At 65.9% G+C, this 24,218-nt stretch carries 18 protein-coding genes; 6 read left to right on the top strand and 12 right to left on the bottom strand.

Annotated features, from left to right (window positions below):
- Nucleotides 1–1,002 (top strand): magnesium and cobalt transport protein CorA, encoded by a 1,002-nt coding sequence (locus A7D17_RS19465; RefSeq protein ID WP_064510613.1) that lies wholly within the window; start codon nt 1–3, stop codon nt 1,000–1,002.
- 565 nt (nt 1,003–1,567) lie between these two features.
- On the opposite strand, the gene A7D17_RS19460 is transcribed toward A7D17_RS19465, so the two are convergent.
- On the bottom strand, nt 1,568–2,932 hold the full coding sequence (locus tag A7D17_RS19460) for an NAD-dependent succinate-semialdehyde dehydrogenase (protein ID WP_064510754.1): 1,365 nt from the start codon (nt 2,930–2,932) through the stop codon (nt 1,568–1,570).
- Between the two features lie 262 nt (nt 2,933–3,194).
- Here A7D17_RS19460 and A7D17_RS19455 point away from each other — a divergent pair, with 262 nt between their 5' ends.
- Nucleotides 3,195–3,605, top strand: coding sequence for a hypothetical protein (locus A7D17_RS19455; protein ID WP_064510612.1), 411 nt, complete (start codon nt 3,195–3,197; stop codon nt 3,603–3,605).
- A 156-nt stretch (nt 3,606–3,761) separates the two neighbouring features.
- Here A7D17_RS19455 and A7D17_RS19450 read toward each other — a convergent pair whose 3' ends face one another.
- The 10 genes from A7D17_RS19450 to A7D17_RS19405 all read right to left on the bottom strand — a co-directional run bounded on the left by A7D17_RS19450 (nt 3,762) and on the right by A7D17_RS19405 (nt 17,578).
- Complete coding sequence (locus A7D17_RS19450; protein WP_064510611.1) at nt 3,762–4,610, bottom strand: ABC transporter permease subunit; 849 nt, start codon at nt 4,608–4,610, stop codon at nt 3,762–3,764.
- Complete coding sequence (locus A7D17_RS19445; RefSeq protein WP_064510610.1) at nt 4,607–5,518, bottom strand: ABC transporter permease subunit; 912 nt, start codon at nt 5,516–5,518, stop codon at nt 4,607–4,609. The genes A7D17_RS19450 and A7D17_RS19445 overlap by 4 nt, the downstream gene beginning before the upstream one ends.
- Nucleotides 5,515–6,645 carry an ABC transporter ATP-binding protein gene (locus tag A7D17_RS19440; RefSeq protein WP_064510609.1) on the bottom strand — a complete coding sequence of 377 codons (1,131 nt, stop codon included), beginning with the start codon at nt 6,643–6,645 and terminating at the stop codon, nt 5,515–5,517. Before A7D17_RS19440 ends, A7D17_RS19445 begins: the two co-directional genes overlap by 4 nt.
- A 520-nt stretch (nt 6,646–7,165) precedes the next feature.
- Nucleotides 7,166–8,656: an efflux transporter outer membrane subunit gene (locus A7D17_RS19435; RefSeq protein WP_064510608.1), complete on the bottom strand. Its 1,491-nt coding sequence runs from the start codon at nt 8,654–8,656 to the stop codon at nt 7,166–7,168.
- Between the two features lie 4 nt (nt 8,657–8,660).
- Entirely contained in the window at nt 8,661–10,247 is a 1,587-nt protein-coding gene (locus tag A7D17_RS19430) for an MDR family MFS transporter (RefSeq protein ID WP_064510607.1), read from the bottom strand.
- Entirely contained in the window at nt 10,244–11,437 is a 1,194-nt protein-coding gene (locus A7D17_RS19425) for an HlyD family secretion protein (protein ID WP_064510606.1), read from the bottom strand. The genes A7D17_RS19430 and A7D17_RS19425 overlap by 4 nt, the downstream gene beginning before the upstream one ends.
- A 436-nt stretch (nt 11,438–11,873) precedes the next feature.
- Entirely contained in the window at nt 11,874–12,989 is a 1,116-nt protein-coding gene (locus A7D17_RS19420) for a polyamine ABC transporter substrate-binding protein (protein WP_064510605.1), read from the bottom strand.
- Between the two features lie 270 nt (nt 12,990–13,259).
- On the bottom strand, nt 13,260–14,627 hold the full coding sequence (locus A7D17_RS19415; protein WP_064510753.1) for an aspartate aminotransferase family protein: 1,368 nt from the start codon (nt 14,625–14,627) through the stop codon (nt 13,260–13,262).
- A gap of 803 nt (nt 14,628–15,430) precedes the next feature.
- Complete coding sequence (locus tag A7D17_RS19410) at nt 15,431–16,816, bottom strand: glutamine synthetase family protein (protein ID WP_064510604.1); 1,386 nt, start codon at nt 16,814–16,816, stop codon at nt 15,431–15,433.
- A 6-nt stretch (nt 16,817–16,822) separates the two neighbouring features.
- Nucleotides 16,823–17,578, bottom strand: a complete 756-nt coding sequence (locus A7D17_RS19405; RefSeq protein ID WP_064510752.1) for a gamma-glutamyl-gamma-aminobutyrate hydrolase family protein — start codon at nt 17,576–17,578, stop codon at nt 16,823–16,825.
- Between the two features lie 146 nt (nt 17,579–17,724).
- Between A7D17_RS19405 and A7D17_RS19400 the strand changes: the two genes are divergently transcribed.
- The 4 genes from A7D17_RS19400 to A7D17_RS19385 all read left to right on the top strand — a co-directional run bounded on the left by A7D17_RS19400 (nt 17,725) and on the right by A7D17_RS19385 (nt 22,463).
- Nucleotides 17,725–19,104, top strand: coding sequence for a glutamine synthetase family protein (locus A7D17_RS19400; RefSeq protein WP_064510603.1), 1,380 nt, complete (start codon nt 17,725–17,727; stop codon nt 19,102–19,104).
- On the top strand, nt 19,104–20,414 hold the full coding sequence (locus A7D17_RS19395; RefSeq protein ID WP_064510602.1) for an NAD(P)/FAD-dependent oxidoreductase: 1,311 nt from the start codon (nt 19,104–19,106) through the stop codon (nt 20,412–20,414). The genes A7D17_RS19400 and A7D17_RS19395 overlap by 1 nt, the downstream gene beginning before the upstream one ends.
- 100 nt (nt 20,415–20,514) lie before the next feature.
- A complete protein-coding gene (locus A7D17_RS19390; RefSeq protein WP_029220200.1) occupies nt 20,515–21,813 on the top strand; it encodes a diguanylate cyclase in 1,299 nt (432 codons plus the stop codon).
- Between the two features lie 188 nt (nt 21,814–22,001).
- Nucleotides 22,002–22,463, top strand: coding sequence for a bacteriohemerythrin (locus A7D17_RS19385; RefSeq protein ID WP_064510751.1), 462 nt, complete (start codon nt 22,002–22,004; stop codon nt 22,461–22,463).
- A 199-nt stretch (nt 22,464–22,662) separates the two neighbouring features.
- On the opposite strand, the gene A7D17_RS19380 is transcribed toward A7D17_RS19385, so the two are convergent.
- The gene (locus tag A7D17_RS19380) at nt 22,663–23,970 is read right to left on the bottom strand and encodes an MFS transporter (protein WP_064510601.1); all 1,308 of its coding nucleotides are present in this window, start codon (nt 23,968–23,970) and stop codon (nt 22,663–22,665) included.
- Between the last annotated feature and the right edge of the window lie 248 nt (nt 23,971–24,218).

The raw sequence follows: 24,218 nt of genomic DNA, 5'->3' as shown, positions 1-24,218 counted from the left end.
ATGAACCACCACGGCCGCCATCCCGACAATCCGTCCTGCGTCATCACCTGCGCGTACTACGACGGCGACGGCGAGCGGCACGACATCAGCCTGGAGCAGATCAGCGACGTGCTGGAACGTCCGGACGGCTTTGTGTGGGTTGGCCTGTACGAACCGCAGGAATCGGTGCTGCACAAGCTGCGGGACGAGTTCGGCCTGCATGACCTGGCGATCGAAGACGCGCTCAAGGCGCACCAGCGCCCCAAGGCCGAGAGTTATGGCAACTCGCTGTTCGTGGTGGTCAATACTGCCCAGCTGGTCAACGAGCGTATCCGTTATGGCGAAACGCATGCATTCCTGGGCAAGCGGTTTCTGCTGACCGTGCGCCATGGCGCATCGCTGTCGTACACGCCGGTGCGGCATCGGGTCGAGCGCGAGCCGGCCATGCTGCGCATGGGTGCCTCGTTCTGCCTGTATGGCGTGCTGGACTTCGTGGTCGACAACTACCTGCCGATCATGGACGAGTTCCGCGACACGCTGGAGCGCCTGGAAAAGGACATCTTTGCCGACGACTACAAGCGCGAGACGGTGGTGCGCCTGTATGAGCTCAAGCGCGAACTCAACAAGATGCGGCTGGTGGTGGCGCCGTTGCAGGACGTGCTCTCGCACCTCAAGCGCAACCCCGGCTCGCTGATCCACTCAGAAGTTGGCATCTACCTGCGCGACGTGCTCGATCATGCGGTGCGCATCAACGACGCCATCGACACCCTGCGCGAAATGCTGGGTACCGCACTCAGCGTCAACCTGTCGATGGTGACGCTGGCACAAGGTGAGACGGTCAAGCGCCTGGGCGCCTGGGCCGCCCTGCTGGCCGCACCCACGCTGATCACCAGTTGGTACGGCATGAACTTCACCCACATGCCCGAACTCGACAAGCCCTACGCCTACCCCTTGCTGGTAGGCGGCATCGTCGCGTCCTGCCTGGTGCTGTATCGCCTGTTCAAGCGGGCGCGGTGGCTTTGAGCTGGGAATCGGGAATGGGGATTCGGGAATGGGTAGAGCGGGTTTCCTGACTGCTGATTGTTCGCTTCGGCGCCGAGCTGCTGGATATTTCTAACTATCAGGTCTTCGCCCCTGCTTCTAAATATTGGCTATTAGCTTTTTAGTTTTTGGAATTGGCTCTAGCTTACCCTCGCCCTAGAGCGAGCCGAGAACCGGAGCCACGCGTGGCCGAAGAGGCGCCCTGTCTGAGCGTAGCGAGTTTGGGCGCCGTGCCGCGGTGGCGAGGAGCGCAGGGGAACGGTGCGACTCCATCGCACCGGATCGCGTCGGGCGATATGGTTTTGGTTACTTTTGCCGAAACAAAATTAACCCGTGCCGCAAGGCACGGAAGCGTTCGCCTGAGGCCTCTGCTTCTGCCTGAGGCCTCTGCTCAAGACTCTGCGCTACCAGGTGCTTTTTTAAGCAACAATCAACCATCAAGTGCGACCCGCACCCTCATCCGCCCTTCGGGCACCTTCTCCCGGCGGGAGAAGGGAAGCGCCCCGGCCTTTGCGAATCCCGAATCCCGAATCACCAATCCCGGCCCTCAAGCCACATAGATCGTCTTGATGTTCATGAACTCGTGGATGCCGTGATCGGCCAGCTCGCGACCGAAGCCTGAGCGTTTGATGCCACCAAACGGTAGCCGCACATCGCTCTTGACCACCGAGTTGACGAAGGCTGCGCCGCATTGCAGCTGCTGGGCGACGCGTTCGCCGCGCTTGGCGTCCGCCGTCCACACGCTGCCGCCCAGGCCGAAGCTGGTGTCGTTGGCCACGCGCACCGCTTCTGCTTCGTCGGCCACTCGAATGATCGAGGCCACCGGGCCAAAGAATTCCTCCTCGTACGCCGGCATGCCAGGGGCGACCTGGTCGAGGATCGTGGCCGGGTAGCCTGCATGCGAGCCCGATACCGGTTTGCCGCCCAGCAATACCTTGGCGCCCTTCTCCACGCTGGCCTGCACCTGCTTGTGCAATTCGTCGCGCAGGTCGGCGCGTGCCATCGGTGCGAGCGTCGTGCCTTCCTGCTGCGGGTCACCGACCACACGCCTGGATGCAGCGGCGACAAAGCGCTCGATGAACTGGTCGGCGATGGCATCGACCACGATGAAGCGCTTGGCCGCGATGCAGGTCTGCCCGCTGTTGTCGAAACGCGACTGCACCGCCGACTCCACCGTGTGCTCCAATTCCGCATCGTCCAGCACGATGAAGGCATCGCTGCCACCCAGTTCCATCACGCACTTCTTCAACTGATCGCCAGCGTTGGCAGCGAGCGAGCGCCCGGCGCGTTCGCTGCCGGTCAAGGTCACCGCGGCAATCCGGTCGTCGCGCAGGACATCGGCGGCCTGGTCGTTGTCGATGTGCAACACATCGAACACGCCTGGCGGAATACCGGCGGCGTCCAGCACCTGCTTCATGGCATCCGCGCAACGCGGCACATTGCTGGCGTGCTTGAGCAGCGACACGTTGCCGGCCATCAGGCCGGGCGCCAGGAACCGAAATGCCTGCCACAACGGAAAATTCCAGGGCATTACCGCAAACACGCAGCCCAACGGCTCATAGCGCACATAGCTGGACTGCGCCTCGGTTGGAATCTCGTGCGGCGCCAGGTACTCGGCCCCATGATCGGCGTAATACGCACAGGCCTGAGCACACTTGTCGACTTCGGCCAACGCCTCGTGGCGCAGCTTGCCCATTTCGACGGTCATGATGCGTTGCAGGTCATCGCGCCGCCTGGTCAACTCTTCGCCGACGCGTCGCAGCAACGCGCCGCGCTCGACCAGCGGCAACGCGGCCCAGGCCGGAAATGCCTTGGCCGATGCGGCCAGGCGCGCTTCGATGCCGGCAGCGTCCAGGGTGTGCTGGGTGTGCTCGACCTGGCCATTGGCCGGGTTGACGGTGTCGTAGGGCATGGCGTTCTCCAGTAGCAAGGCGGCCATGCTAGTCGCCGGAAAGTTGTAGCCGCGTCACAGCCGGCTGAAATCAGTGCAACGCTGTGTTTTCCGCTCCCGCGACGCGATGCCGCACTCCATCGTGCAACGCGCACCGTGCGGCCTCTGAAGAGCGCCTGCAGCACCATGGAACGGAAAGAGGCCTGCCCTGGCCCATGTGTCAATTACGCAAAGTGCTCTAGCATCGCGCAGTTGAAAGATCCATTCATGGAAGACCACCACGATGCGCCGGAATCTGATTGTTCTGGTTGTCCTTGGCACCAGCGCGTGCCTGCCTGGATGCGCCGCCGTCCAGGACCTGTTGCGTGGCCCCCGGCCCGGACCGGCCGGGTTTGTCACCGTGAATTGCACCAGCCTGCAGCCCGATCCCGCGCAACCTTGCGAGGAAGAAGCGCAGCAGGCCTGCGCGGACACCGCCATCCGCCAACTCATCACCGCGCGTTCGTCGCCGAACCTGGTTGCGATCTTTCCCGAGAAGCGAACGTCCAAGAACGACGACAAGAACAACCGCAAGGAGCGCGCCGACGAGCAACCCGGCGTCGAGCAACACGGCTATGCCATCAGGGCCGAATACCAGTGCTACCTGACCAAGCCAGAGCCCTGGGACAACGGTTACACGCCACCGGCCAGGTAAGAACCGCCGATCACACTGCTGTGTTCATCAGCGGCAAGCGCAACGAGCGCCCGGAGGCGACCTGCAGCGTCCGCATCTATCGGCGCCATGAGCGTCTACGCCCATCTGGCGGACGAGTGCCGAGGGTGCATTCACCGCATGAACGCGAAAGCATGCTCAGGCAATCGCTTGCTGTGCCAGCTGCTGATCGCGCAGGCGGCGTTTTTCGCTGCGCGCCAGCAGCCACCAGCCGATCACCGCGGCAATCGAGACTGCCAGCACCATCAGCGTGGCCAGTGCGTTGATCTTGGGGCTGATGCCCAGCCGTACCGACGAAAACACCTTGATCGGCAGCGTGGTGGAACTGGGCCCGGCCAGGAAGCTGGCGATCACCACATCGTCCAGCGACAGCGTAAAGGCCAGCAGCCAGCCCGAGGCCAGGGCCGGAGCGATGATCGGCAAGGTGATCAGGAAGAACACCTTCAGTGGCGTTGCGCCCAGGTCCATCGCGGCCTCTTCCAGCGAGCGGTCCAGCTCCTGCAGGCGCGAAGAAATCACCACCGTCACGAACGACACGGTGAAGGTGACGTGCGCCACCCAGATCGCCACCGCGCCGCGTGGCGCGATGCCGAGCACCCCGCCCATCGAGACCAGCAGCAACAGGATCGACAGCCCGATGATGACCTCCGGCATCACCAGCGGCGCGGTGATCAAGGCACCGAACACGGTCTTGCCTGGGAATCTGCGCATGCGCACCATCGCCATGGCCGCCATGGTGCCGAGCACGGTAGATGCGCAGGCGGTCCAGAACGCGACTTCCAGGCTGACCCAGGCCGCGTCCAGCAGTTGCCGGTCGCGCAGCAATTCGCCATACCAGCGGGTGGAAAAGCCGCCCCACACCGTGGCCAGGCGCGAGGCGTTGAACGAGTACACCATCAGCAACAGGATCGGCAGATACAAAAAGCCGAACCCCAGCGCGAGCACGCTGCTGCCCAGTACGCGCCCACCGCGCGAGGCGCGCATCATGTCAGCCGCCCTTCGAGCTCGCGCTGCTGGTAACGGTGGAAGATCACGATCGGCACCAGCAGCACCAGCAACATGACCGTGGCCACCGCTGCGGCCACCGGCCAGTCGCGATTATTGAAGAATTCGCCCCACAACACGCGGCCGATCATCAAGGTGTTCGGGCCGCCGAGCATTTCCGGAATGACGAACTCGCCCACCGCAGGAATCATCACCAGCATGCAGCCGGCCACGATGCCGTTGCGCGACAGCGGCAAGGTGATGCGCACAAACGCCTGCCACGGACGCGCGCCAAGATCGTAGGCCGCCTCCAGCAGGCGCTGGTCGTGCTTGACCAGGTTGGCGTACAGGGGCAATACCATGAACGGCAGGTAGCAATAGACGATGCCGATGTAGGCGGCGATCGGCGTGTACAGCAACTGCAGCGGCTGCCGGATCACACCGATCGCCAGCAACGCCTGATTGAGCAGACCATTGCCATCGAGGATGCCGATCCATGCGTAGACACGGATCAGGAACGAGGTCCACGACGGCAGCACCACCAGCATCATCGCCACGTTGCGCGTGGCCAGTGGCAGGCGTGCGATCACATACGCCATCGGATAGCCGATCAGCAGCGCCAGTGCGGTGGAAATCGCCGCGATCTTGATCGAACTCAGGTACGCGGCCACGTACTGGCTGTCGCGCAACAGCACCAGATAATTGCCCAGATGCAACTTGACGCTCACCGCGCCATCGGCCGCAGACGCGAACAGCGGCGTGTACGGCGGCATCGCGGTGGCGCGCTCGGCAAACGAGATTTTCAACACGATCAGGAACGGGATCGCGAAGAACACCAGCAACCAGAGATATGGCGCGGCGATCACGCCCCAGCGCGCGCCCGGCACCCCGCGACGGAACAGGCGCGTCATGCGGTGAGCACCACGCCGTCGTCCTCGCCCCAGCCCACCCACACCGCATCGCCCCAGGTCAGCGCTTCGCTGGCCCAGCGCTGGCGATTGGCGAAGTTGGCCATCAGCTTGACCCCACTGGGCAGGCGCACGTGGTAGACCGAATGGCTGCCGAAGTAGGCGATATCTTCGATCACGCCTTGCGCCTTGTTGCAGGACTGCGCCGGCTCGTCCTTGCCGATGGCGAGCTTTTCCGGGCGCAGCGCAAACGCCACCGCCTGCCCTTCGAAGCCGGTGATGCCATGGCCGATCCGGATCGGGGCGTCGAAGGCAGGCGTCTTCAAGGCGACGTAGTCCGGTTGATCCTCGGCAATGACCGCATCGACCAGATTCACCGAACCGATGAATTCAGCGGCGAAGCGATTGGCCGGCTGTTCGTAGATTTCGTCCGGCGTGCCGACCTGCTGGATCCAGCCCTGGTCCATCAGCGCGATGCGCGTGGCCATGGTCATCGCCTCTTCCTGGTCGTGAGTCACCATCACGCAGGTGACGCCGGAGGTCTCGATGATGTTGACCAGTTCCAGCTGCATCTGCGAGCGCAGCTTCTTGTCCAGCGCGCCCATCGGCTCGTCCAGCAACAGCAGCTTGGGCCGCTTGGCCAGCGAGCGCGCCAGCGCCACCCGTTGCTGCTGGCCCCCGGACAACTGATGCGGCTTGCGCCGGGCCAGCGCGCCCAGCTGCACCAGCTCCAGCATCTCGCCGACACGGGCGGTGACCGCCGCCTTCGACAGCCCTTCCTGCTTGAGCCCGAAGGCGATGTTCTGCTCCACGCTCATATGCGGAAACAGCGCATACGACTGGAACATCATGTTGATCGGCCGCTCGTACGGCGGCAGCGCGTCGATGGGCTGGCGATCCAGGGTGATGCGCCCCTTGGTGGGCCGCTCGAAACCGGCCAGACAGCGCAGCAAGGTGGATTTGCCACTGCCCGACCCGCCCAGCAGCGCGAAGATTTCGCCCTTGCGGATCTGCAGGCTGACGTCGTCCACCGCAACGAAGCCATCGAACTCCTTGCGCACCGCCTCGATGGACAGATAACCGGCATCGGCAGGGCTGGAAGGTGGCGACATGGCCTCGGGCAGTGACATGCATTCTCTCGATGGCGGCAGGCGCAGGCGCCATGCACGGAGTCTGCGCGCCATCATGACAAAAGCCTGTGTCCGCTGCAGGACCGACTAGCCGGGGATGTGCGGGAAAGCGGACCCTCCCGGGATATTGCATGCCGCTGTGATCGGCCGCCGGCGCGGTGCGAACCGCCGTGCGGGCCGCGTCACTACGCGTAGCGACAACCCGGGCTGTCGCAGGTCACGCAATCCCGGCTGTTGCAGCTCAGCGACCAAGAGGCTCACTCGCGCAAGACTCTCACTCGTGCGATGGGGTCGATACAGAAAATGATCTCCGAACCCACCATCGCCATCCCCGCACGAGACACGCATCTGTCAGTGGCATCGGACCATCGAGGTTGGCACGCCAGCGACGGCAGCACTGCGTCGTCGTGACTCCGGCCAGGCGGGTGCTGCCTGCACCTGCCAGTGAAACCGGCGCAGGCCGCTCCAGCCCGCGCCCGCCTCACGATAGCCGCCTTCCGATACTGCAACCGCCGGCGCCTCACTGCGTTTCCTGCGGCGCCTCGCTCCAGCCCAGCCCCAGGCTCTTCTGCAAGGCCACGTAGTTCACCAGCAGTTGCACCTGCGCCTGCGCGGCGGCGTCCTGCGCGGAGAGCTGCTGGCGCTGCACATCCAGCAGATCGATCGACGAGGTGGCGCCGGCATCGCGGCGTTGCTGCATCAGCCCGGCAGAGCGCGTGGCCGAGGCTTCGGCCTGGCGCGCCACCACCAGCTGCTTGCGCGCCGAACCGAAACGCGACAGCGCTGCATTGGCATCCTGCAGGGCACCTAGTACTGCCGCCTCGTAGGCCGCCTCGCGACCGGCGTTGCCGGCGCGCGCCTGATCCACTTGCGCACGGGTCTTGCCGAAATCGAAGATCGACCAGCGCAGCATCGGCACCGCCAGGGTGGTCAACGCATCGGAATTGAAATCGCTTGGTGAGCCGGCCACCCAGCTCAGGCCGCCCAGCAGGGTCACCTGCGGGAAATAGCCGTTCAGCGCCTCGCCGATCTGTGCGCTGGAGGCAGCCAGCTCGCGCTCGGCCTTGCGCACGTCCGGGCGACGGCGGATCAGCGCGCCGGCATCGTCCACGCGCACCTGGGCGGGCAGCATCGGCAACGGCTGGGCCGTGCTCAACTGGGCGTCCAGCGCGCCGGGCTCGCGCCCAACCATCAGCGCGAGCTGGTCCTGCGCTTCCTGCGCCTGCATTTCCAGCGGCAGGCGTTGCGCCTCCTGCTGCTGCACCTGGGTGGCGATCTGTTCGACCTGCAGGTCCGACGCGGCACCCTGGGTCCGGCGTTGCTGCACCAGCTGCAGCGATTGGCGGATCTTGGCCAGATTGGCATCGGCGATCGCCAGCCGCGCCTGCAGGCCACGGTAGTTGAGGTACACCTGCCCGACTTCGGCGGCCAGCTGCACCTGTGCGTCGGCCAGTTCGGCCTCGGACGCCTGTGCCTGGGCCAGTGCGCCTTCGGCGGCACGACGCCGACGGCCGAAGAAATCCAGCTCCCAGCTGGCGTCGAAACCGGCGCTGTAGATCTGGGTCTTTTCCAGATCCAGCGCCTCGCTGCCCTGTGCCGGTGGCTGACCGTTCTGACCGTTCTGCAAGCCGCCCAGCGTATCGACGATGGTCTGCGGCGGCTCGGCATACGCATACACTGCGCTGGCGTTGAGCTTGGGCAGACGCTCGGCACGGCGCTGGCGGGCCAGTGCGCGGTTGGCGCGCAGCCGTGCCTGCGCCGCACGCAGGTTGGGGCTGTCGGCCAGCGCCTGGGTCACCAGCTGGGTCAGGGTCGGGTCGTGCAGGTCTTCCCACCAGTGGTTCAACGGTGCGGCGGCCACCACCTCGGCGCCGCTGGCGCGATGCAGCGCCGGGGCCTGCATGGCCGCCTCGGCCACCGGCGGGGCCTTGGTGTAATTGGGGCCGAGCATGCAGCCGCCGAGCACGACGGCGCTCAACGCCGCGGCCAGCGGCATGCGGAGCAGGCGCATGGAATCAATGCATCGCAAGGTGCGTCCCCTTGGGTAACGGCTTGAGCAAAAAGGCCAGCGGGATCGTGCACACCACGATCATGCCGAAGATCCAGAACAGGTCGCTGTAGGTCATCACCAGCGCCTGCTGTTGCACCACCCGCGCGAACTGCGCTATCGAGCGAATCGCCGCCTCGCCCCCTGCGCTGCCCTGCATCTGCGCGCTCAGGCCGGCCAGCGCCTCCTGCGCACGCGGGGCATTGGCGGTGATCGAGCTGCCGATGGTCTCGGTGTGGAAGGTCATGCGCCGCTCCTGGAAGGTGGAGATCAGCGCCAGGCCGACCGAACCGCCCAGGTTGCGGCCGGCATTGAACAGACCCGAGGCATCGCCGGCCAGTTCCGGTGGCACCGAGGAAATGGCCGCCTGGTTGAGCGACATCATCGCCAGCGCCAACCCGCAGCCCTGCAGCAGCTGCCCGGCGACGAAATGCATGCCCACCGTGTCGGCGGTCAGCGACAGGTTGACGAAACAGGCGGCGGCAAAGCACAGCAGGCCGGCGATCACCAGGATGCGCACGTCCACCACTTCGAGCAGTTTGGGCATCATCGGCATCAGCAGCACGGTGGGCAGACCGGACAGCAGCAGCACATAGCCGGCCTGCTCGGTGTTGTAGCCGGAGATCACCGCCAGGAACTGCGGAATCATGTACATCACGCCGAACAGGATCATGCCCACCGCCATGATCATGATGAACACCGCGCCGAAGCTGCGATGCAGCAGCAGCGACAGGTGGATGACCGGTGCGCGCTTGCGGAACTGGCCAACGATCAACGCGATGAAACCGCTGAGCGCGATCACGCTCAGCGTGTTGATCTCGCTGGATTCGAACCAGCGCTCGCGCTGGCCTTCCTCCAGCACCACGGTCAGCCCGCCCAGCCCGGCGGTGAGGCCGTAGATGCCCAGCCAGTCGGCATCGAGCAGGCCGGCCCAGTTGCCCTTCTCATGCTCCAGCCCCAGCAGCAGCAGCGCCACCAGGCCCACGCAGATCGGCACGTTGATGAAAAATGCGTAGTGCCAGCTGACGTTTTCGGTGAGCCAGCCGCCCAGCAGCGGGCCGATCACCGGTCCCATGATCACGGTCATGCCGAACAGCGCGGTGCCCATGGTCTGCTGGCTGGGCGGCAGCCGGGTGGCCACGATGGTCAGCGCGGTCGGAATCAGCGCGCCACCGGCCAGGCCCTGGCCGACACGGCCGATGATCATCATCGGCAACGAGGTCGACAGGCCGCACACCACCGAGAAGGCGGTGAACATCACCGCGCAGATCAGCAGGAAGTTGCGCAGGCCCAGCGTGCGCACGAACCAGCCGGTGAGCGGGATCATGATGATCTCGGCCACCAGGTAGGCGGTGGAGATCCAGGTGCCTTCAGTGCCGCTGGCGCCCACCTCGCCCTGGATGGTGGGCAGCGCGGCGTTGACGATGGAGATGTCCAGCGTGGCCATGAACGAGCCGATGGTGCCGGCCAGCACCGCCAGCCACGCGCCCGGACTGGCCTTCTCGCGGCCTGCGCTGCCGCCGGCGCTCTGGCCGGTGGCGGCCGCTGCGCTCATTGCGCGCGCTCCTGCTCCTGCACGCGGTCGGATTCTTCTTCGGCGCGTTGCTTGGCGTCCTTGGCCGAGCGGGTATCCACGGTCACTTCCACGGACATGCCCGGCACCAGCACCTTGCGCGCCTCCTCGCCGGCCAGCACGCGGATGCGCACCGGCACGCGCTGCACCACCTTGGTGAAGTTGCCGGTGGCGTTTTCCGGCGGCAATAGCGCGAACTGCGAGCCGGTACCCGGCGACAGGCTTTCGACCTTGCCATGCAGTTTCACGCCCGACAGCGCGTCCACTTCGATCTCGGCCGGCTGGCCGGGGCGCATCAGGCCGACCTGGGTTTCCTTGAAATTGGCGACCAGGTACAGCGATTCCTGCGGCACGATGGTCATGGTGCGGGTGCCGGCGGCGAGGAACTGCCCTTCCTGCACGGTCTTGTCGCCGACCCGGCCGTGGATACGGCTGGTCAGGCGGGTGTCTTCCACCGCCACGCGTGCCTGGTCGGCATCGGCGGTGGCCTGCTTCAGGCCGGCCTGGGCCTGTTCCAGCTGCGCCTTGCTGGCCTGGATCTGGCTCTGCGCCCCGGTGGCCTGCGCCTGTGCGGCATCGTATTGGGCGCGGGCGCGGGCCAGTTCGTGCTGCAGGCTTTCCTGGTGCTCATGGGTGTCGGCGCCGGAGGCCGCCAGCGGCGCAAAGCGCTTCACTTCGGCCCGGGCGAAGGTGAGGCTGGCCGCGGCCGAAGTCACCTGGGTCTGCGCCTGCACCAGCGCCGCTTCCTGGCCGGCCACATTGGCAGTGGCGGCCACGATGTCGGCCTGGCGTGCGGCAATGGCTGCCTCGGCCTGCTGCAGGGTGGCCTGGTAGGTGCGGTCATCGATCTGCAGCAACGGCTGGCCGGCGTCCACGATCTGGTTGTCGCCCACCAGCACCTTGGTCACATAGCCGCTGACGCGCGGCGCCACCGCCACCGAGTCGGCCTGCAGGTAGGCGTTATTGGTGTCCTGCATGTAGCGGCCCTTGATCAGGTAATAGGCCAGCCAGACCACTAGCAGCACCAGCACCAGCACGCCCACCAGGATCAGGGTCCACTTGACCTTGGGGTTCTTCAGCGGCGACGGTTTGGGCGGCTGCTGGGCCTCATCGCCCTGGGCATCGGCGGACGAATCGCGGCCATCGTTGGACGGGTGGTCTTGGTTGCTCAAAGGAAGCGTCCTGTGTGTCGTGGGCGAGGCGCGCGACGGCGTGCCGCCATAGCGGCGCCAGCGAGCGCGGCGAAACCATACAATTATTTGAACCCGTCAGTACAGATTGTGTGATGAGCCTGGTCAGCCGCCGCTGGGCTTGCATGGGTCCGGGCGCTGGGCGGTTGGCCACGCACGCTGCGCCAGCAGGCACGCGACGGTGCCGCACCAGCCGCATGCAGTTGCGACCAGGTCTGCAGTGTTCGCGACCAAGATGGGGTTTTTATGGGAACGCGGCGGCCTGCGCCGCGGCGGTTAGCGACGCGTAGACCTCGGAGCGGCCAGCAACCCGTCACGGGCGGTGGTCAGGTGGCCGTGGACGGCGCGCAGGAATCTGGAGCGAGGCGTCCGAGCACCTGTCTCGCACGTTCGGAAGCCGCACAGGCGTGCGCTGCAGTCAGCGGCCGGTCTTGATCTCGGTCCACAGCCGCGTGTACAGGCGATCCACGTCCGGCGGATTGATCGCGTAGGTAAACATCTTGGCGGTCACTTCCGGCGGCGGATAGATGGTGGGGTCGTTGCGGATCGCCGCATCCACCAACGGTGTGGCGGTACGCACCGGGTTGGCGTAGTGGATGAAGTTGGTATTGGCCGCGGCCACCTCGGGCTTCAACAGGTAATTGATGAACGCATAGGCGTTTTCCGGATGTTTGGCGTCCTTGGGAATGGCCAGCATGTCGAACCATTGCGGCGCGCCTTCCTTCGGGATCGCGTAGGCCACCTTGATGGTGTTGCCAGCTTCCACCGCGCGATCGCGCGCCTGGATGATGTCGCCCGACCAGCCCACCGCCAGGCAGGTATTGCCGTTGGCCAGCGAGGTCACATACTGGCTGGAATGGAAATTCTGCACGTACGGCCGGATGGCCTTGATCAGCGCGGCAGCCTTTTCGATCTCGGCCGGCACCGTGCTGTGCGGGTCCAGGCCCAGGTAGTTCAGGGCGATCGGAATCATGTCCGAGGGCGTGTCCAGAATGGTCACGCCGCAGTCCTTGAGCCTGGACAGGTTCTCCGGCTTGAACACCAGGTCCCAGCTGTTGGCGACCTCGGTGCTGCCGAAGATCGCCTTGAGCTTGTCGACGTTGTAGCCGATGCCGGTGGTGCCGATCATGTACGGCACGCCATAGGCATTGCCCGGGTCCTGCGCGGCGATGCGGCGCATCACGTCCGGATCCAGATTGGCCAGGTTGGGGATCTTGCTCTTGTCCAGCGGCAGGAACACGCCGGCCTGGATCTGGCGGCCGAAGAAATTGAGCGTGGGCACCACCACGTCGTAATCGCTGCCACCGGCCAGCAACTTGGTTTCCACCATCTCGTCGCTGTCGAACACATCGTAGGTGACCTTGATGCCGGTGCTCTTCTCGAATGCCGGAATGGTGTCTTCGGCGATGTAGTCGGAATAGTTGTAGACGTTGAGCACCTTGGCCTGCGCGTCGGATTTCCCCGGCGCGCCACCGCCGCCACAGCCGGACAACAGGGTGATGGACAGCGTCAGTGCGAGCAGTCGCAGCGTCATGTGGGTCTCCAGCGCGATGGGGGCGGCCCGGTGCGGGCCGGTCTGCCGCCAGACTACCCACCGTGCCCAGGTTTGCCCAGCAGGGCCGGCCGGGAGGTGTGCTGACCATGCGCCGGGCAGTGGGAAGCATGCTGGCTACCCAACGGCGCTTTCGCAGCGACCGATGCCATGGCGCCGATCGGCAGGCCGGGCCCTGCATGGCCGTGGCAGCGGGCGCAGAGTGCTCCTGCCGCAGGTGCTGCTGCCGCGCCGGCGATGCGTCGCTGTCGCTTACCTGCCCAGCGCGTGCGCGGTGTCGTCCAGCGCGCCCCAGGCCTTGTCGAACAGCTCGTCCACCTGGGCGCGTGTGATGATCAGCGGCGGCGACAGCAGCATCGCATCGTAGGTGGCGCGCAGGATCAGCCCGCGTTGCAGCGCGAAATCACGGCAGAGCGCGCCGACCCGCCCGCGCCCGGGGAAGTAGGTTCCGCGCCGACGTTTGTCCGGCACCAATTCCAGCGCACCCACCAGCCCGGCGATGCGCGCCTCGCCCACCAACCGGTGCTCGCCCAGCTCGGCCCAGCGCTGCGCCAGATACGGCGCGATCTGCGTGCGAGCAGTGTCCACGATGCCCTCGTCCTGCAGCAGGCGCAGATTCTCCAGCGCCACTGCCGCACACACCGGGTGCCCGGCATAGGTACCGCCATGTGCCAGCTCGCCGCCCTGCCGCTTGAGCACCCCGGCCACGCGATCGCTGAACATCGCCGCCGCCAGCGGGATGTAGCCGGAGGTGATGCCCTTGGCCAGCGTCATCACATCTGGCTGAAACCCGAAATACTCGGCTCCGAACCACGGCCCGGTGCGCCCGAATCCGCAGATCACTTCATCGGCCACCAGCAACACGTCGTAGTGCCGGCAGATGCGCTCGATCTCCGGCCAGTAGCTGCGCGGCGGGATATAGACACCGATCGCGCCCATGATGGGCTCGCCGATGAAGGCAGCCACGTTTTCCGGCCCGAGTTCGAGGATCCTGGCTTCCAGCCGGCGCGCCGCCAGCAGGCCATAGTCCTCCGGATCCATGTCGCCGCCATCGCCGAAGTGATACGGCGGTGCGATATGCACGATGCCCGGAATCGGCAAGCCTCCCTGCTTGTGCATGCCCTGCATCCCGCCCAGGCTGGCGCCGGCCATGGTGGTGCCGTGGTAGCCATCGTGGCGACCGATGAAGACCTGCTTCTGCGGCTGCCCCTGCACCGCCCAGAAATGCCGCACCAGGCGCAGGATGGTGTCGTTGGCCTCTGACCCGGAGTTTGCGAAGAACGCATGGTTCAGATCGCCCGGCGTGAGTTCCGCCAGCTTGGCGGCCAGCTGGATGGTGGGCTCGGTAGTGCACTGGAAGAAGCTGTTGTAGTACGCCAGTTGCTCCATCTGGCGCGAAGCGGCCTGAGCCAGCTCGCTGCGCCCGTAGCCCACATTGACGCACCACAACCCGCCAAACGCATCCAGCAACTTGTTGCCGTCGGCATCCCACACATACACGCCCTCACCGCGCGTCAGGATCCGGGTGCCCTTGTGCGCCAACGCCGCGTTGTCGTTGAACGGATGCAGATGATGCGCTGCATCGAGTTGCTGCAACGACTTGAGCACAGAAGAATCCACGACCTGCTCCACCCCTCAGGAACCAAGAGCATACCCGGACCCTGTTGCCGGACCGCGGACGGCTGCGCAGATCGCTCGGCCACTCGCTTGCACGCCTGACAGACAGACAGGTGGGCCGCAAGAACTTGCCCTGCCACCGACGTCGCCTTCATCCGCCCTTCGGGCAGCTTGTCCCCCATGAAGGAGGACAACGTCCCGACGGGAGAAGGAAACGTCTGGCGACGTAGGCAGCCTGCACATTTCGACCGCACTTCCGGCCTCCTGCCCAGCACCGCCGGCCCTGCACACGGCGCCGCACCTCCGTGCGTTGCGCAAAGCCACGCCTGCCCTGCTTTGCCTTGCCTTGCCTTGCTTTGCTTTGCCTTGCTTTGCCTTGCTTTGCCTTGCTTTGCGTTGCGTTGCTTTGCTTTGCTTTCGCTTTTCCGGGGCCCCATACCGCAGCGGCAAGGCCGGCAGATACAACCCGCAGGGCGGCGCGCATGGATGCGCGACGTTTTTGTAAGGGACAAGGATGTCCCTTACAAAAATTTCTGCCGGACTTGCGCACCCGCAGCGCCGCAGGCGCGCACGGCGCGAGGACGGGGTGTGCTTTCTTTTTGGTTACTTTTTCTTTGCACAAGCAAAGAAAAAGTAACTCGCGCCCGAAGGGCGTGAAAGCTCTGCTCTGTTTTGAAGCTTTTAGAAGCACTAAAACACACAAACCAAGCCTCAACACCGCCTGACACCGTACCCTCATCCGCCCTTCGGGCACCTTCTCCCGGCGGGAGAAGGGAAACGCCTGGCACGGGTCTCGATCGGGCAACTCACACGTTCAACAACAAGAACTCCCGCTCCCACGAACTGATGACCCGAAAGAACGTCTCGTATTCCTTCCGCTTCACCGAGATATACGCCCGCACAAACCGCGCGCCCAACATCTCCTGCAATGCCTCGCATCCCTCCAACCCATCCAGCGCCTCCCCCAACGAGCGCGGCAAATCGTAGCCCTGCTCCTTGCCATTGCTGCTGATCGGCGCGGTGGGTTCGAGCGTTTCGCGGATGCCCAATAACCCGCAGGCCAAGGTCGCCGCCATCGCCAGATACGGGTTGGCGTCGGAGCCGGCGAAGCGGCTTTCCACCCGCATGTTTTGCGGCGCATCGATCGGCACCCGCAGCCCGCAGGTGCGGTTGTCGAACCCCCACAGCACATTGCTTGGCGACACCTCGCCGAACATCAGCCGCCGGTACGAATTGACGTTGGGTGCCAGCAGCCCCATCGCCATTGGAATGTATTTCTGCAGCCCGCCCAGATAATGCGCGAAGGTGTCGCTGAACCCGCCCTCGCGCTTGCCACTGAACACATTCTTGCCGGTGCCCGCGTGCAACAGGCTCTGGTGGATGTGCATCGCGCTACCCGGCTCGGTTTCCATTGGTTTTGCCAGAAAGGTGGCATACACGCCGTGGCGCAACGCGGCCTCGCGCATGGTGCGCTTGAACAGGAACACCTGATCGGCGCGCGACAAGGCATCGGCATGGGTGAAATTGACTTCCAGCTGCGCGGCGCCCGACTCGTGGATCAAGGTGTCCACGTCCAGTTCCATTGCATCGCAGTAGTCGTACATCAGGTCCAGGATCGGGTCGAACTCGTTGACCGCATCGATGGAATACGACTGCCGCGCGGTTTCCGGGCGGCCGGAGCGGCCGGCCGGCGGTAGCAGCGGGAAATCCGGGTCGGTGTTCTTCTGCACCAGGAAGAATTCCAGCTCCGGCGCCACCACCGGTTGCAGCTTGACCTGCGCATAGGCATCGAGCACGCGACGCAATACGTTGCGCGGCGCCAGCTCGTGCGGCTGGCCATCCTTGGTATAGCAATCGTGGATGACCTGCGCGGTGGGGTCGGCGGCCCACGGCACCATGCGCACGGTAGAGGCATCCGGGCGCAGATGCATGTCCGAATCCGATGGCGAGGTCAGCGCGTAGTAATCGTCCGGAAAATCGCCGGTGACGGTGGTGGCGAAGATGCCTTCCGGCAGCCGCGTGCCATAGTCGTGCGAGAACTTGTCGGCCGGAATGATCTTGCCGCGCGCATTGCCGGTGATGTCCGGCACCAGGCATTCCACTTCGGTGATGTGGCGGTCCTTGAGCCAGCGGCGCAAGGCGCTCTCCGGCTGTTTGGGCGTGGCAATACGCGAACGTTGACGAAGCGACATACACCCTCACTGGCCGCGCTGGGCGGCATAACGGCGACAGGCCTGGCCGAAGGCCTCAAAGATGGCACGGTAGAACGGTTGCTGTGTGACACGCCATTCCGGATGCCACTGCACCGCCAGCAGGAACCCCGGCCCGGGGCCGCGAAACGCTTCGATCAGGCCGTCCGGTGCGGTGGCCTCGACCAGTAAGCCATCGGCCAGCGTGGCGATGCCCTGCCCGTGCAGCGAATTGACCATGACCTCGTCGGCGCCGCTCATGCCGGCCAGCCAGCCGCCGGACTGCAGCCGCACCGGATGGGCGGGGCCGTATTGCACCTCCAGCGCAGCGCTGCGGTCTTCGCGGTGATCGCGCAGGCCGGGCACGTCATGCACACGCTGGTGCAGGCGCCCGCCCAGCGCCACGTTCACCTCCTGCAGGCCGCGGCAGATCGCCAGCACCGGCAGGCCGCGCGCCAGCGCCTGTGGAATCATCCCCAGGTTGGTGGCATCGCGGGCCGCATCGTGCGGGTTGCCCTCCCAACTGGATTCGTCGCTGTAGTGATGCGGCTCGATATTGCTGACCGCCCCGGTGAGCAGCAGGCCATCCAGGCGCTCCAGCCATACGGCGGCATCGAGCGTAGGCTGCAGGCTGGGCAGCAGCACCGGCATGGCCCGGGCCGCTTCCACCACCGCGCGCACGTATTTTTCGCCGGCCGCCAGGAACGGATGCGGCCCCTGCGCGATGCGATCGGTCGGCAACCCGACCAGCGGTACGACAGCCATGCAGACATCCCGATGCGGTGCGTTGATCAGCAGGTGCATCCGAACTTACCGCGCCACCGCCGCCATTGCCACCGCCGCCGCCTCGCGCGTCTGCGACGGCTCACGCGCGCTTTGCTAGGCTGGCTGCGACTTCGCAGGTGGTGCCCATGGCTTCAGAGAACTCCGTCGCGTCCCTGCCCGCCGCCGATGCTGCCACGCTGGCGCGCATTCCCGGCTGTGCCTCGGTGGACCTGTTGTTGCCCGACACCAACGGCGTACTGCGCGGCAAGCGCATCACCGCCGACACCCTGGGCAAGGTGTATCGCGATGGCGTGTGCCTGCCGATGTCGCTGATCGCCACCGACATCACCGGCAATACCGTGGAAGAAACCGGGCTGGGGTATGCGATCGGCGATGCCGACCGCATCTGCCGGCCGATCGCCGGTTCGCTGCGACCGGTGCCGTGGGCACCACAGCCGATGGCGCAGCTGCTGCTGGCGATGCACACCCCCGAGGGCCAGCTGTTCGAGGTGGCGCCGCGCGCGGTGCTGCAGCGCGTGCTGGCCGGCTTCGCCGCGCGGGGCTTGACCCCGGTGATTGCGGTGGAACTAGAGTTCTACCTGTTCGATGCGGTGCCCGATGCGCAGGGCCGCCCGCAGACCCCGCGCGACCCGGTCACCGGCGCCCGCAGCGCCAGCACCCAGGTGTATGCGCTACAGGACCTGGACGACCAGCGTGGCTTCACCGACGCGGTCACAGCCGCATGCCGCCAGCAAGGCATTCCCGCCGACACCGCGGTGGCCGAGTACGCGCCGGGCCAGTTCGAGATCAACCTGCAGCACCGTGCCGACGCGGTAGCGGCCTGCGATGAGGCGATCCTGCTCAAGCGCACCATCAAGGCCATTGCGCAGCAGCAAGGCACGCTCGCCAGCTTCATGGCCAAGCCGTTCCCCGACCAGGCCGGTAGCGGCCTGCATCTGCATGTGAGCCTGCTGGATCAGGAAGGCAACAACGTGCTGGCCGGCGGTGCCGACGCGCCCGCGGCCGCGCTGCGGCACGCCATTGCCGGGCTGCAACGGCATGCCGACGCCTGCCTGCTGCTGTTCGCCCCGCATGCCAACAGCTACCGCCGCTTTGTCAGCAATGCGTTCGTGCCGCTGGATGCCAGCTGGGGCTTCAATAACCGCACCGTGGCGCTGCGCATCCCGCATAGCGATGCGCGCAACACCCGCATCGAACACCGCATCGCTGGCGCCGATGCCAATCCATACCTGGTGGCCGCCGCGGTGCTGGCGGCCATGCTGGACGGCTTGCAACAGCCCGGCGAGCCCACCGCCCCGATCGTAGGCAATGCCTATGCGCAATCGGTGTTCCGGCCGCGCACCTGGCAGGGTGCGGTGGATGCGTTTCTGGGCAGCGATTTCATCAACGCGCAGTTCGGCACGCAATTCCGGCAGGTGTTCGGCCAGCAGAAGCAGCGTGAGCTGTTCGACTACCAGGCGCTGGTGCCGGACCTGGATTACGCCCGGTACCTGCGCACCGTGTGATGGGCAGCCCGGCCGCAACCGCCAGCGAGACACCGGGCAGCGGGTATCCGGACAGCTGGTATGCGCGCAGCACACCGGCCCTGCCCGCCCAGCCGCGCCTGCTCGGCGCGCTGCAGGCCGATGTCTGCATCCTCGGCGCCGGCTATACCGGCCTGACGGCCGCGCTGACGCTGGCCGAAGCCGGCTATCGGGTGGTCGTGCTGGAGGCCAGGCGCATCGGTTGGGGCGCGTCCGGGCGCAACGGCGGTCAGGCCATCGTCGGCTACGGCTGCGAGCAGGACACGCTGGAAGCGTTGGTCGGCGATGCGGATGCGCGCCTGCTGTTCGATTTTTCGCGCGACGGCATGCAGCTGCTGCGCCAGCGCATCCAGCGCCACGCCATCGCCTGTGACTGGCGCGACGGGCATGCGCATGTGCCATTGAAGCCGCGCCAGGTCCGCGCCCTGCAGCACGGCATCGTGCGCATGGCCGAGCGCTACGACTATCCGCTGGAATGGTGGGACCGCGCCCGCACCCGGCAGGTGCTGGACAGCCCGCTGTACCTGGGCGCGATGTTCGATGCGGCCAGCGGCCATCTGCATCCGCTGGCCTATGCCCTTGGCTTGGCGCGGGCCGCGCTGGCCGCCGGGGTGCGCATCTTCGAAGACTCGGCGGTGACCCGGCAGGACGCCGGTGCACGGGTCACGATGCACACCGCCGAGGGCAGCGTTGCCGCGGATGTCGGGGTGATTGCCGGCAATGCCTTGCTGCACGGCATCGCCCCGCAGCTGGAGCAGCGCATCATGCCGGTGGGCACCTATGTCGGCGCGACACCGCCCCTGGGCGCGGCGCGTGCACGCGCGCTGATCGGCAACGACATGGCGGTGGCCGATACCAATTGGGCGCTGGATTATTACCGGCTCAGCGCCGATCACCGGCTGCTGTTCGGCGGGCGTGCCAGCTATTCGTCGCGTCCGCCGCCGGGCCTGCAGGGCCTGATGACCCGGCGCATGCACACCGTGTTCCCGCAGCTGCGCGACGTGCCACTGGAGACCGTGTGGGGCGGCTACGTCGACATCACCCGCAACCGCGCCCCGCACTGGGGCCGGCTCGCACCGAACCTGTATTTCGCACAAGGCTTCTCCGGCCACGGCGTCGCGGCGACCGGCCTGGCCGGCCAGGTCATCGCCGAGGCCATCGCCGGCCAGAGCCGGCGCCTGGACGTGTTCTCCCGCATTGCGCACCGGCCGTTCCCGGGCGGACGACGGCTGCGCACCCCGTTGCTGGTGGCCGCCATGAGCTGGTACCGGCTGCGCGATGCGCTGTGGTGAACGCCGCCGCCGGCACCGCGCACAGGGTGCGACGAAATGCTCAAGTTTTGGCGGGCAGAGCCGTTAGCTGATCTGACGGTTCGATCCACACGGCCAGCCGATGTCTCCAGGTACCCTACATCGCAATAGTGAAAGTGCAGTTCTGCCGCAACGCGTGTTGCTGGTGGAGAACTCACGCACGTTCACCAGCATGCTGCGCGAAGCCATCGAGCAACGCGTGGAACTGCCGGTCACTGTCGTCTCGACCCTGGCCGAAGCGGCGCGCGTGCTCGACGAAGAAGATGGCTGGTTCCTGGTCCTGACCGGGCTGGTGCTGGTAGACGGCGACCGCGACAAGGTGGTGGAGTTCTTCCTGTCGCGCAACCTGCCCACCGTGGTGGTCAGCGGCGTGTACGACGAGGACCTGCGCCAGCGCGTGCTGCAGCAGCAGATCATCGACTACGTGCTCAAGAACGCACCGGGCAGCATCGAATACCTGGCCTGGCTGGTGCAGCGCCTGGAGCGCAACCGCCGCATCGGCGCACTGGTGGTGGACGACTCGCTGTCTGCCCGCACCTACGCGGCGGCGTTGCTGTCGATGTACGGCTACCGCGTGGTGCTGGCGGCCGACGGCGCAGCCGGCCTGGAAGCGATCGAGCGCGATCCTGGTATCCGCCTGACCATCGTCGACCAGGAAATGCCCGGCATGGAAGGGGTGGAATTCACCCGCCGGCTGCGTGCGATCCGTTCGCGCGACAAGGTGGCGGTGATCGGCATCTCCGGCAACAGCGATTCGTCGCTGATCCCGCGCTTCCTGAAGAACGGGGCCAACGATTTCCTGCGCAAGCCCTTCTCGCGCGAGGAATTCTTTTGCCGTGTCTCGCAGAACGTGGACCAGCTGGAATTGATCGGCACGCTGCAGGACCTGGCCACGCGCGACTTCCTCACCGGCCTGCCGAACCGGCGCTACTTCCTGGAACAGAGCCAGCGGGTGATCCCCAAGCTGCTGTCGCAGGACCAGACGGTGACCGCCGCGATGCTGGATATCGACCACTTCAAGCATATCAACGACACCTGGGGCCACGAAGCCGGCGACCAGGCACTGCGTGCGGTGGCCGCCTCGGTGTCCGGGCATGCGCGGCCGCAGGACCTGGTGGCGCGCTTCGGCGGCGAGGAATTCTGCCTGCTGGTCCCCGGGCTCGATGCAGCCAACGCCACCAGTTATTTCGAGACCCTGCGCGAACGCATCAGCGCATTGCGCGTGCGCATCGGCGATGAAACGCTGAGCATGACGGTGAGCATTGGCGTGTGCATTGCCAGCGAAAGCGGGCAATCGCTGCATCACCTGCTCGGCGAGGCCGACAAGTACCTGTACCTGGCCAAGGCCGGCGGCCGCAACCAGGTTCGCCTGGCGAGCTGATCGACGTCGCTGACGCGCTGCACGCGGCGACGCGGCTGCAGCGACACCGAACGACGGGGATGACGCACAGACCCAAGTGGGCACGCCTCGGGGTTGCCCGCACACCCTGACCGGATTTGATCCAGATCAACGCGCCAGCGCTGGCGCGCGCCTATCGTGCCGCCCATCATTTGGAACAGGGGTGGGCGATGGCATTGCTGGTCTGGCAGGACGACCTCAACACCGGGATCGAGGTCATCGATCATCAACACCGGCGCATCGTGGAGATGATCAATCATCTGCATGCCGCGCAGACCAGCCTGCAGCGCCTGGCGGTGGCCGAGGTCATCGATGAATTGATCGACTACACCTTGTCGCACTTCGCTTTCGAAGAAGAGCTGATGGAAGAAGCCGGCTACCCCTTCAGCCTGGCGCACAAGCGCGTGCACGAGGTATTCGGCAAGCGCGTCGGCGAATACCGGCTGCGGTTCCAGGCCGGCGAAGAGGTCAGCGACGACTTGCGCAACATGCTCTCGCGCTGGTTGTTCAACCATATCCGCGGCGATGACCAGGCCTATGCGCCGCAGGTGATCGCGCACCTGGACCAGTTCTCGCGTAGCCACCAGCACGGCCACTGGCTGGGCCGCACGCTGAAACGGCTGTTCCGTTGAAGATTGCGCCGCGTCAGCAACTGGTCGCTGACCGTGGCAGTGCACCGAAAAACCTGCCGGCGTGCGCTGATTCCTCTCACCAGCGCCGCAGCGTATGCGCGCACGCTGTTATTGAAATCAATGGCACAGCTATGCCGGCGTGCAGCCGCAGCGCGGCATGCAGGAATCGCGCCGGCACTTCCCTCGCCCGCGCGTTGCCCTAGGCGACGGACGGGCTCTTTTCCGCAGGAACGCGCCAGCGGCGCGCCACCATCAGCGCGACCAGGCTCAACACCGCGGCACTCCCAAGGTAATAGCCCACCGCGCGGACACCGTAGCGTTCTGCCAGCTGCGTGGCCACATACGGCGCCGGTGCCGCGCCCAGGATACTGGCCAGGTTGAACGACAAGGATGCGCCGGTATAGCGCACCTCGGTGGGATACAGCTGCGCCAGCAGCGTGCCGCAGGGGCCGTAGGTCAGGCCCATGAAGAAGAATCCCAGCGACAGGAAGCCCAGCACCTGCAACGGATGATTGGCCTGGAACAACGGCGCGAATGCCAGCCCGAACGCGATGATGGCGATGCTGGCCAGCATCATCGCCAGCGGCGCCCCGTGGCGGTCGCCAAACCTGGCCGACAGCGGGATCCCCAGCGCGAAAAACACGATGCCGGCCACCTGCAGCAGCAGGAACTGCTCTTTGTCGTAGCCCAGGGTCTTGGTGCCATAGCCCAGCGCAAAGACGGTCATCAGATAAAACAGCACGAAGGTGGCGAACGCGCCCAGGGTGCCGACGATCAACGCCGGCCAATGCTGCGAGATCACCGTGCCCAGCGGCAGGCGGACGCGCGTCTTGCGGTCCAGGGTCTTCTGGAAATCCGGGGTTTCGGTGATGCTCAGGCGCACCCACAGGCCGGTGAGCACCAGCAGCGCGCTGGCCAGGAACGGCACCCGCCACCCCCACGCCAGGAAGTCGGCATCGTCCAGCAACGCGCCCATGCCCAGGAACGTGCCAGTGGACAGCAGAAAGCCCAGCGGCGCACCCAGCTGCGGAAACATGCCGTACCAGACCCGCTTGCCGGGCGGCGCGTTTTCGGTGGCCAGCAGCACCGCCCCGCCCCACTCGCCGCCCAGGCCCAGACCCTGGCCGAAGCGACACACCGCCAGCAGCGCCGGCGCCAGCACGCCGATCTGCGCGTAACCGGGCAATAGGCCGATCGCCACCGTGGACAGGCCCATCGTCAACAACGCCGCCACCAGCGTGGCCTTGCGGCCAATGCGGTCGCCGAAGTGGCCAAACACCGCCGAGCCCACCGGCCGCGCGATGAAGGCCACCGCAAACGTGGCCAGCGATTGCAGCATCGCCGCATTGCCGTCACCGGCCGGGAAGAACAAGGTCGGGAACACCAGCACCGCCGCAGTGGCGTAGATATAGAAATCGAAGAACTCGATGGTGGTGCCGATCAGGCTGGCAAACAGCACGCGCGCAGGCGAATTGGAGGGCGTGACAAGCGGCGCGGCGGCAGTCATCGGCGATCGGCATCCAGGCAAGGCAAGATAAGACGGCCGATTCTGGCAGATCGCGGCGGCGGTTTGCGCGGACCAACGGCCTGAGAAAAGTTACAGGCGTGACCGTCCGCGTTGTGGCAGCAGGGCCGTGAGATCTCGGTTGAAGTGGTGAAGGAGTGCGGATACATCCCTTGTAGAGCCGATGACCTTCGGCTTGGACTACGGGGCCCTTGCCCGCCCAGCATTGTGGGACACACGGAAAGTCAGGA

Source organism: Xanthomonas floridensis (assembly GCF_001642575.1).
GTDB lineage: Bacteria > Pseudomonadota > Gammaproteobacteria > Xanthomonadales > Xanthomonadaceae > Xanthomonas > Xanthomonas floridensis.
This window is presented reverse-complemented; position numbering and strand designations above follow the sequence as displayed.

Bases quoted from the DNA above. Each gene is read 5' to 3' on its own strand.
- A7D17_RS19465 (WP_064510613.1), top strand. From the start codon at position 1: ATGAACCACCACGGCCGCCATCCCGACAATCCGTCCTGCGTCATCACC.
- A7D17_RS19460 (WP_064510754.1), bottom strand. From the start codon at position 2,932: ATGCCCTACGACACCGTCAACCCGGCCAATGGCCAGGTCGAGCACACC.
- A7D17_RS19455 (WP_064510612.1), top strand. From the start codon at position 3,195: ATGCGCCGGAATCTGATTGTTCTGGTTGTCCTTGGCACCAGCGCGTGC.
- A7D17_RS19450 (WP_064510611.1), bottom strand. From the start codon at position 4,610: ATGATGCGCGCCTCGCGCGGTGGGCGCGTACTGGGCAGCAGCGTGCTC.
- A7D17_RS19445 (WP_064510610.1), bottom strand. From the start codon at position 5,518: ATGACGCGCCTGTTCCGTCGCGGGGTGCCGGGCGCGCGCTGGGGCGTG.
- A7D17_RS19440 (WP_064510609.1), bottom strand. From the start codon at position 6,645: ATGTCACTGCCCGAGGCCATGTCGCCACCTTCCAGCCCTGCCGATGCC.
- A7D17_RS19435 (WP_064510608.1), bottom strand. From the start codon at position 8,656: ATGCGCCTGCTCCGCATGCCGCTGGCCGCGGCGTTGAGCGCCGTCGTG.
- A7D17_RS19430 (WP_064510607.1), bottom strand. From the start codon at position 10,247: ATGAGCGCAGCGGCCGCCACCGGCCAGAGCGCCGGCGGCAGCGCAGGC.
- A7D17_RS19420 (WP_064510605.1), bottom strand. From the start codon at position 12,989: ATGACGCTGCGACTGCTCGCACTGACGCTGTCCATCACCCTGTTGTCC.
- A7D17_RS19410 (WP_064510604.1), bottom strand. From the start codon at position 16,816: ATGTCGCTTCGTCAACGTTCGCGTATTGCCACGCCCAAACAGCCGGAG.
- A7D17_RS19405 (WP_064510752.1), bottom strand. From the start codon at position 17,578: ATGGCTGTCGTACCGCTGGTCGGGTTGCCGACCGATCGCATCGCGCAG.
- A7D17_RS19400 (WP_064510603.1), top strand. From the start codon at position 17,725: ATGGCTTCAGAGAACTCCGTCGCGTCCCTGCCCGCCGCCGATGCTGCC.
- A7D17_RS19395 (WP_064510602.1), top strand. From the start codon at position 19,104: ATGGGCAGCCCGGCCGCAACCGCCAGCGAGACACCGGGCAGCGGGTAT.
- A7D17_RS19390 (WP_029220200.1), top strand. From the start codon at position 20,515: ATGTCTCCAGGTACCCTACATCGCAATAGTGAAAGTGCAGTTCTGCCG.
- A7D17_RS19385 (WP_064510751.1), top strand. From the start codon at position 22,002: ATGGCATTGCTGGTCTGGCAGGACGACCTCAACACCGGGATCGAGGTC.
- A7D17_RS19380 (WP_064510601.1), bottom strand. From the start codon at position 23,970: ATGACTGCCGCCGCGCCGCTTGTCACGCCCTCCAATTCGCCTGCGCGC.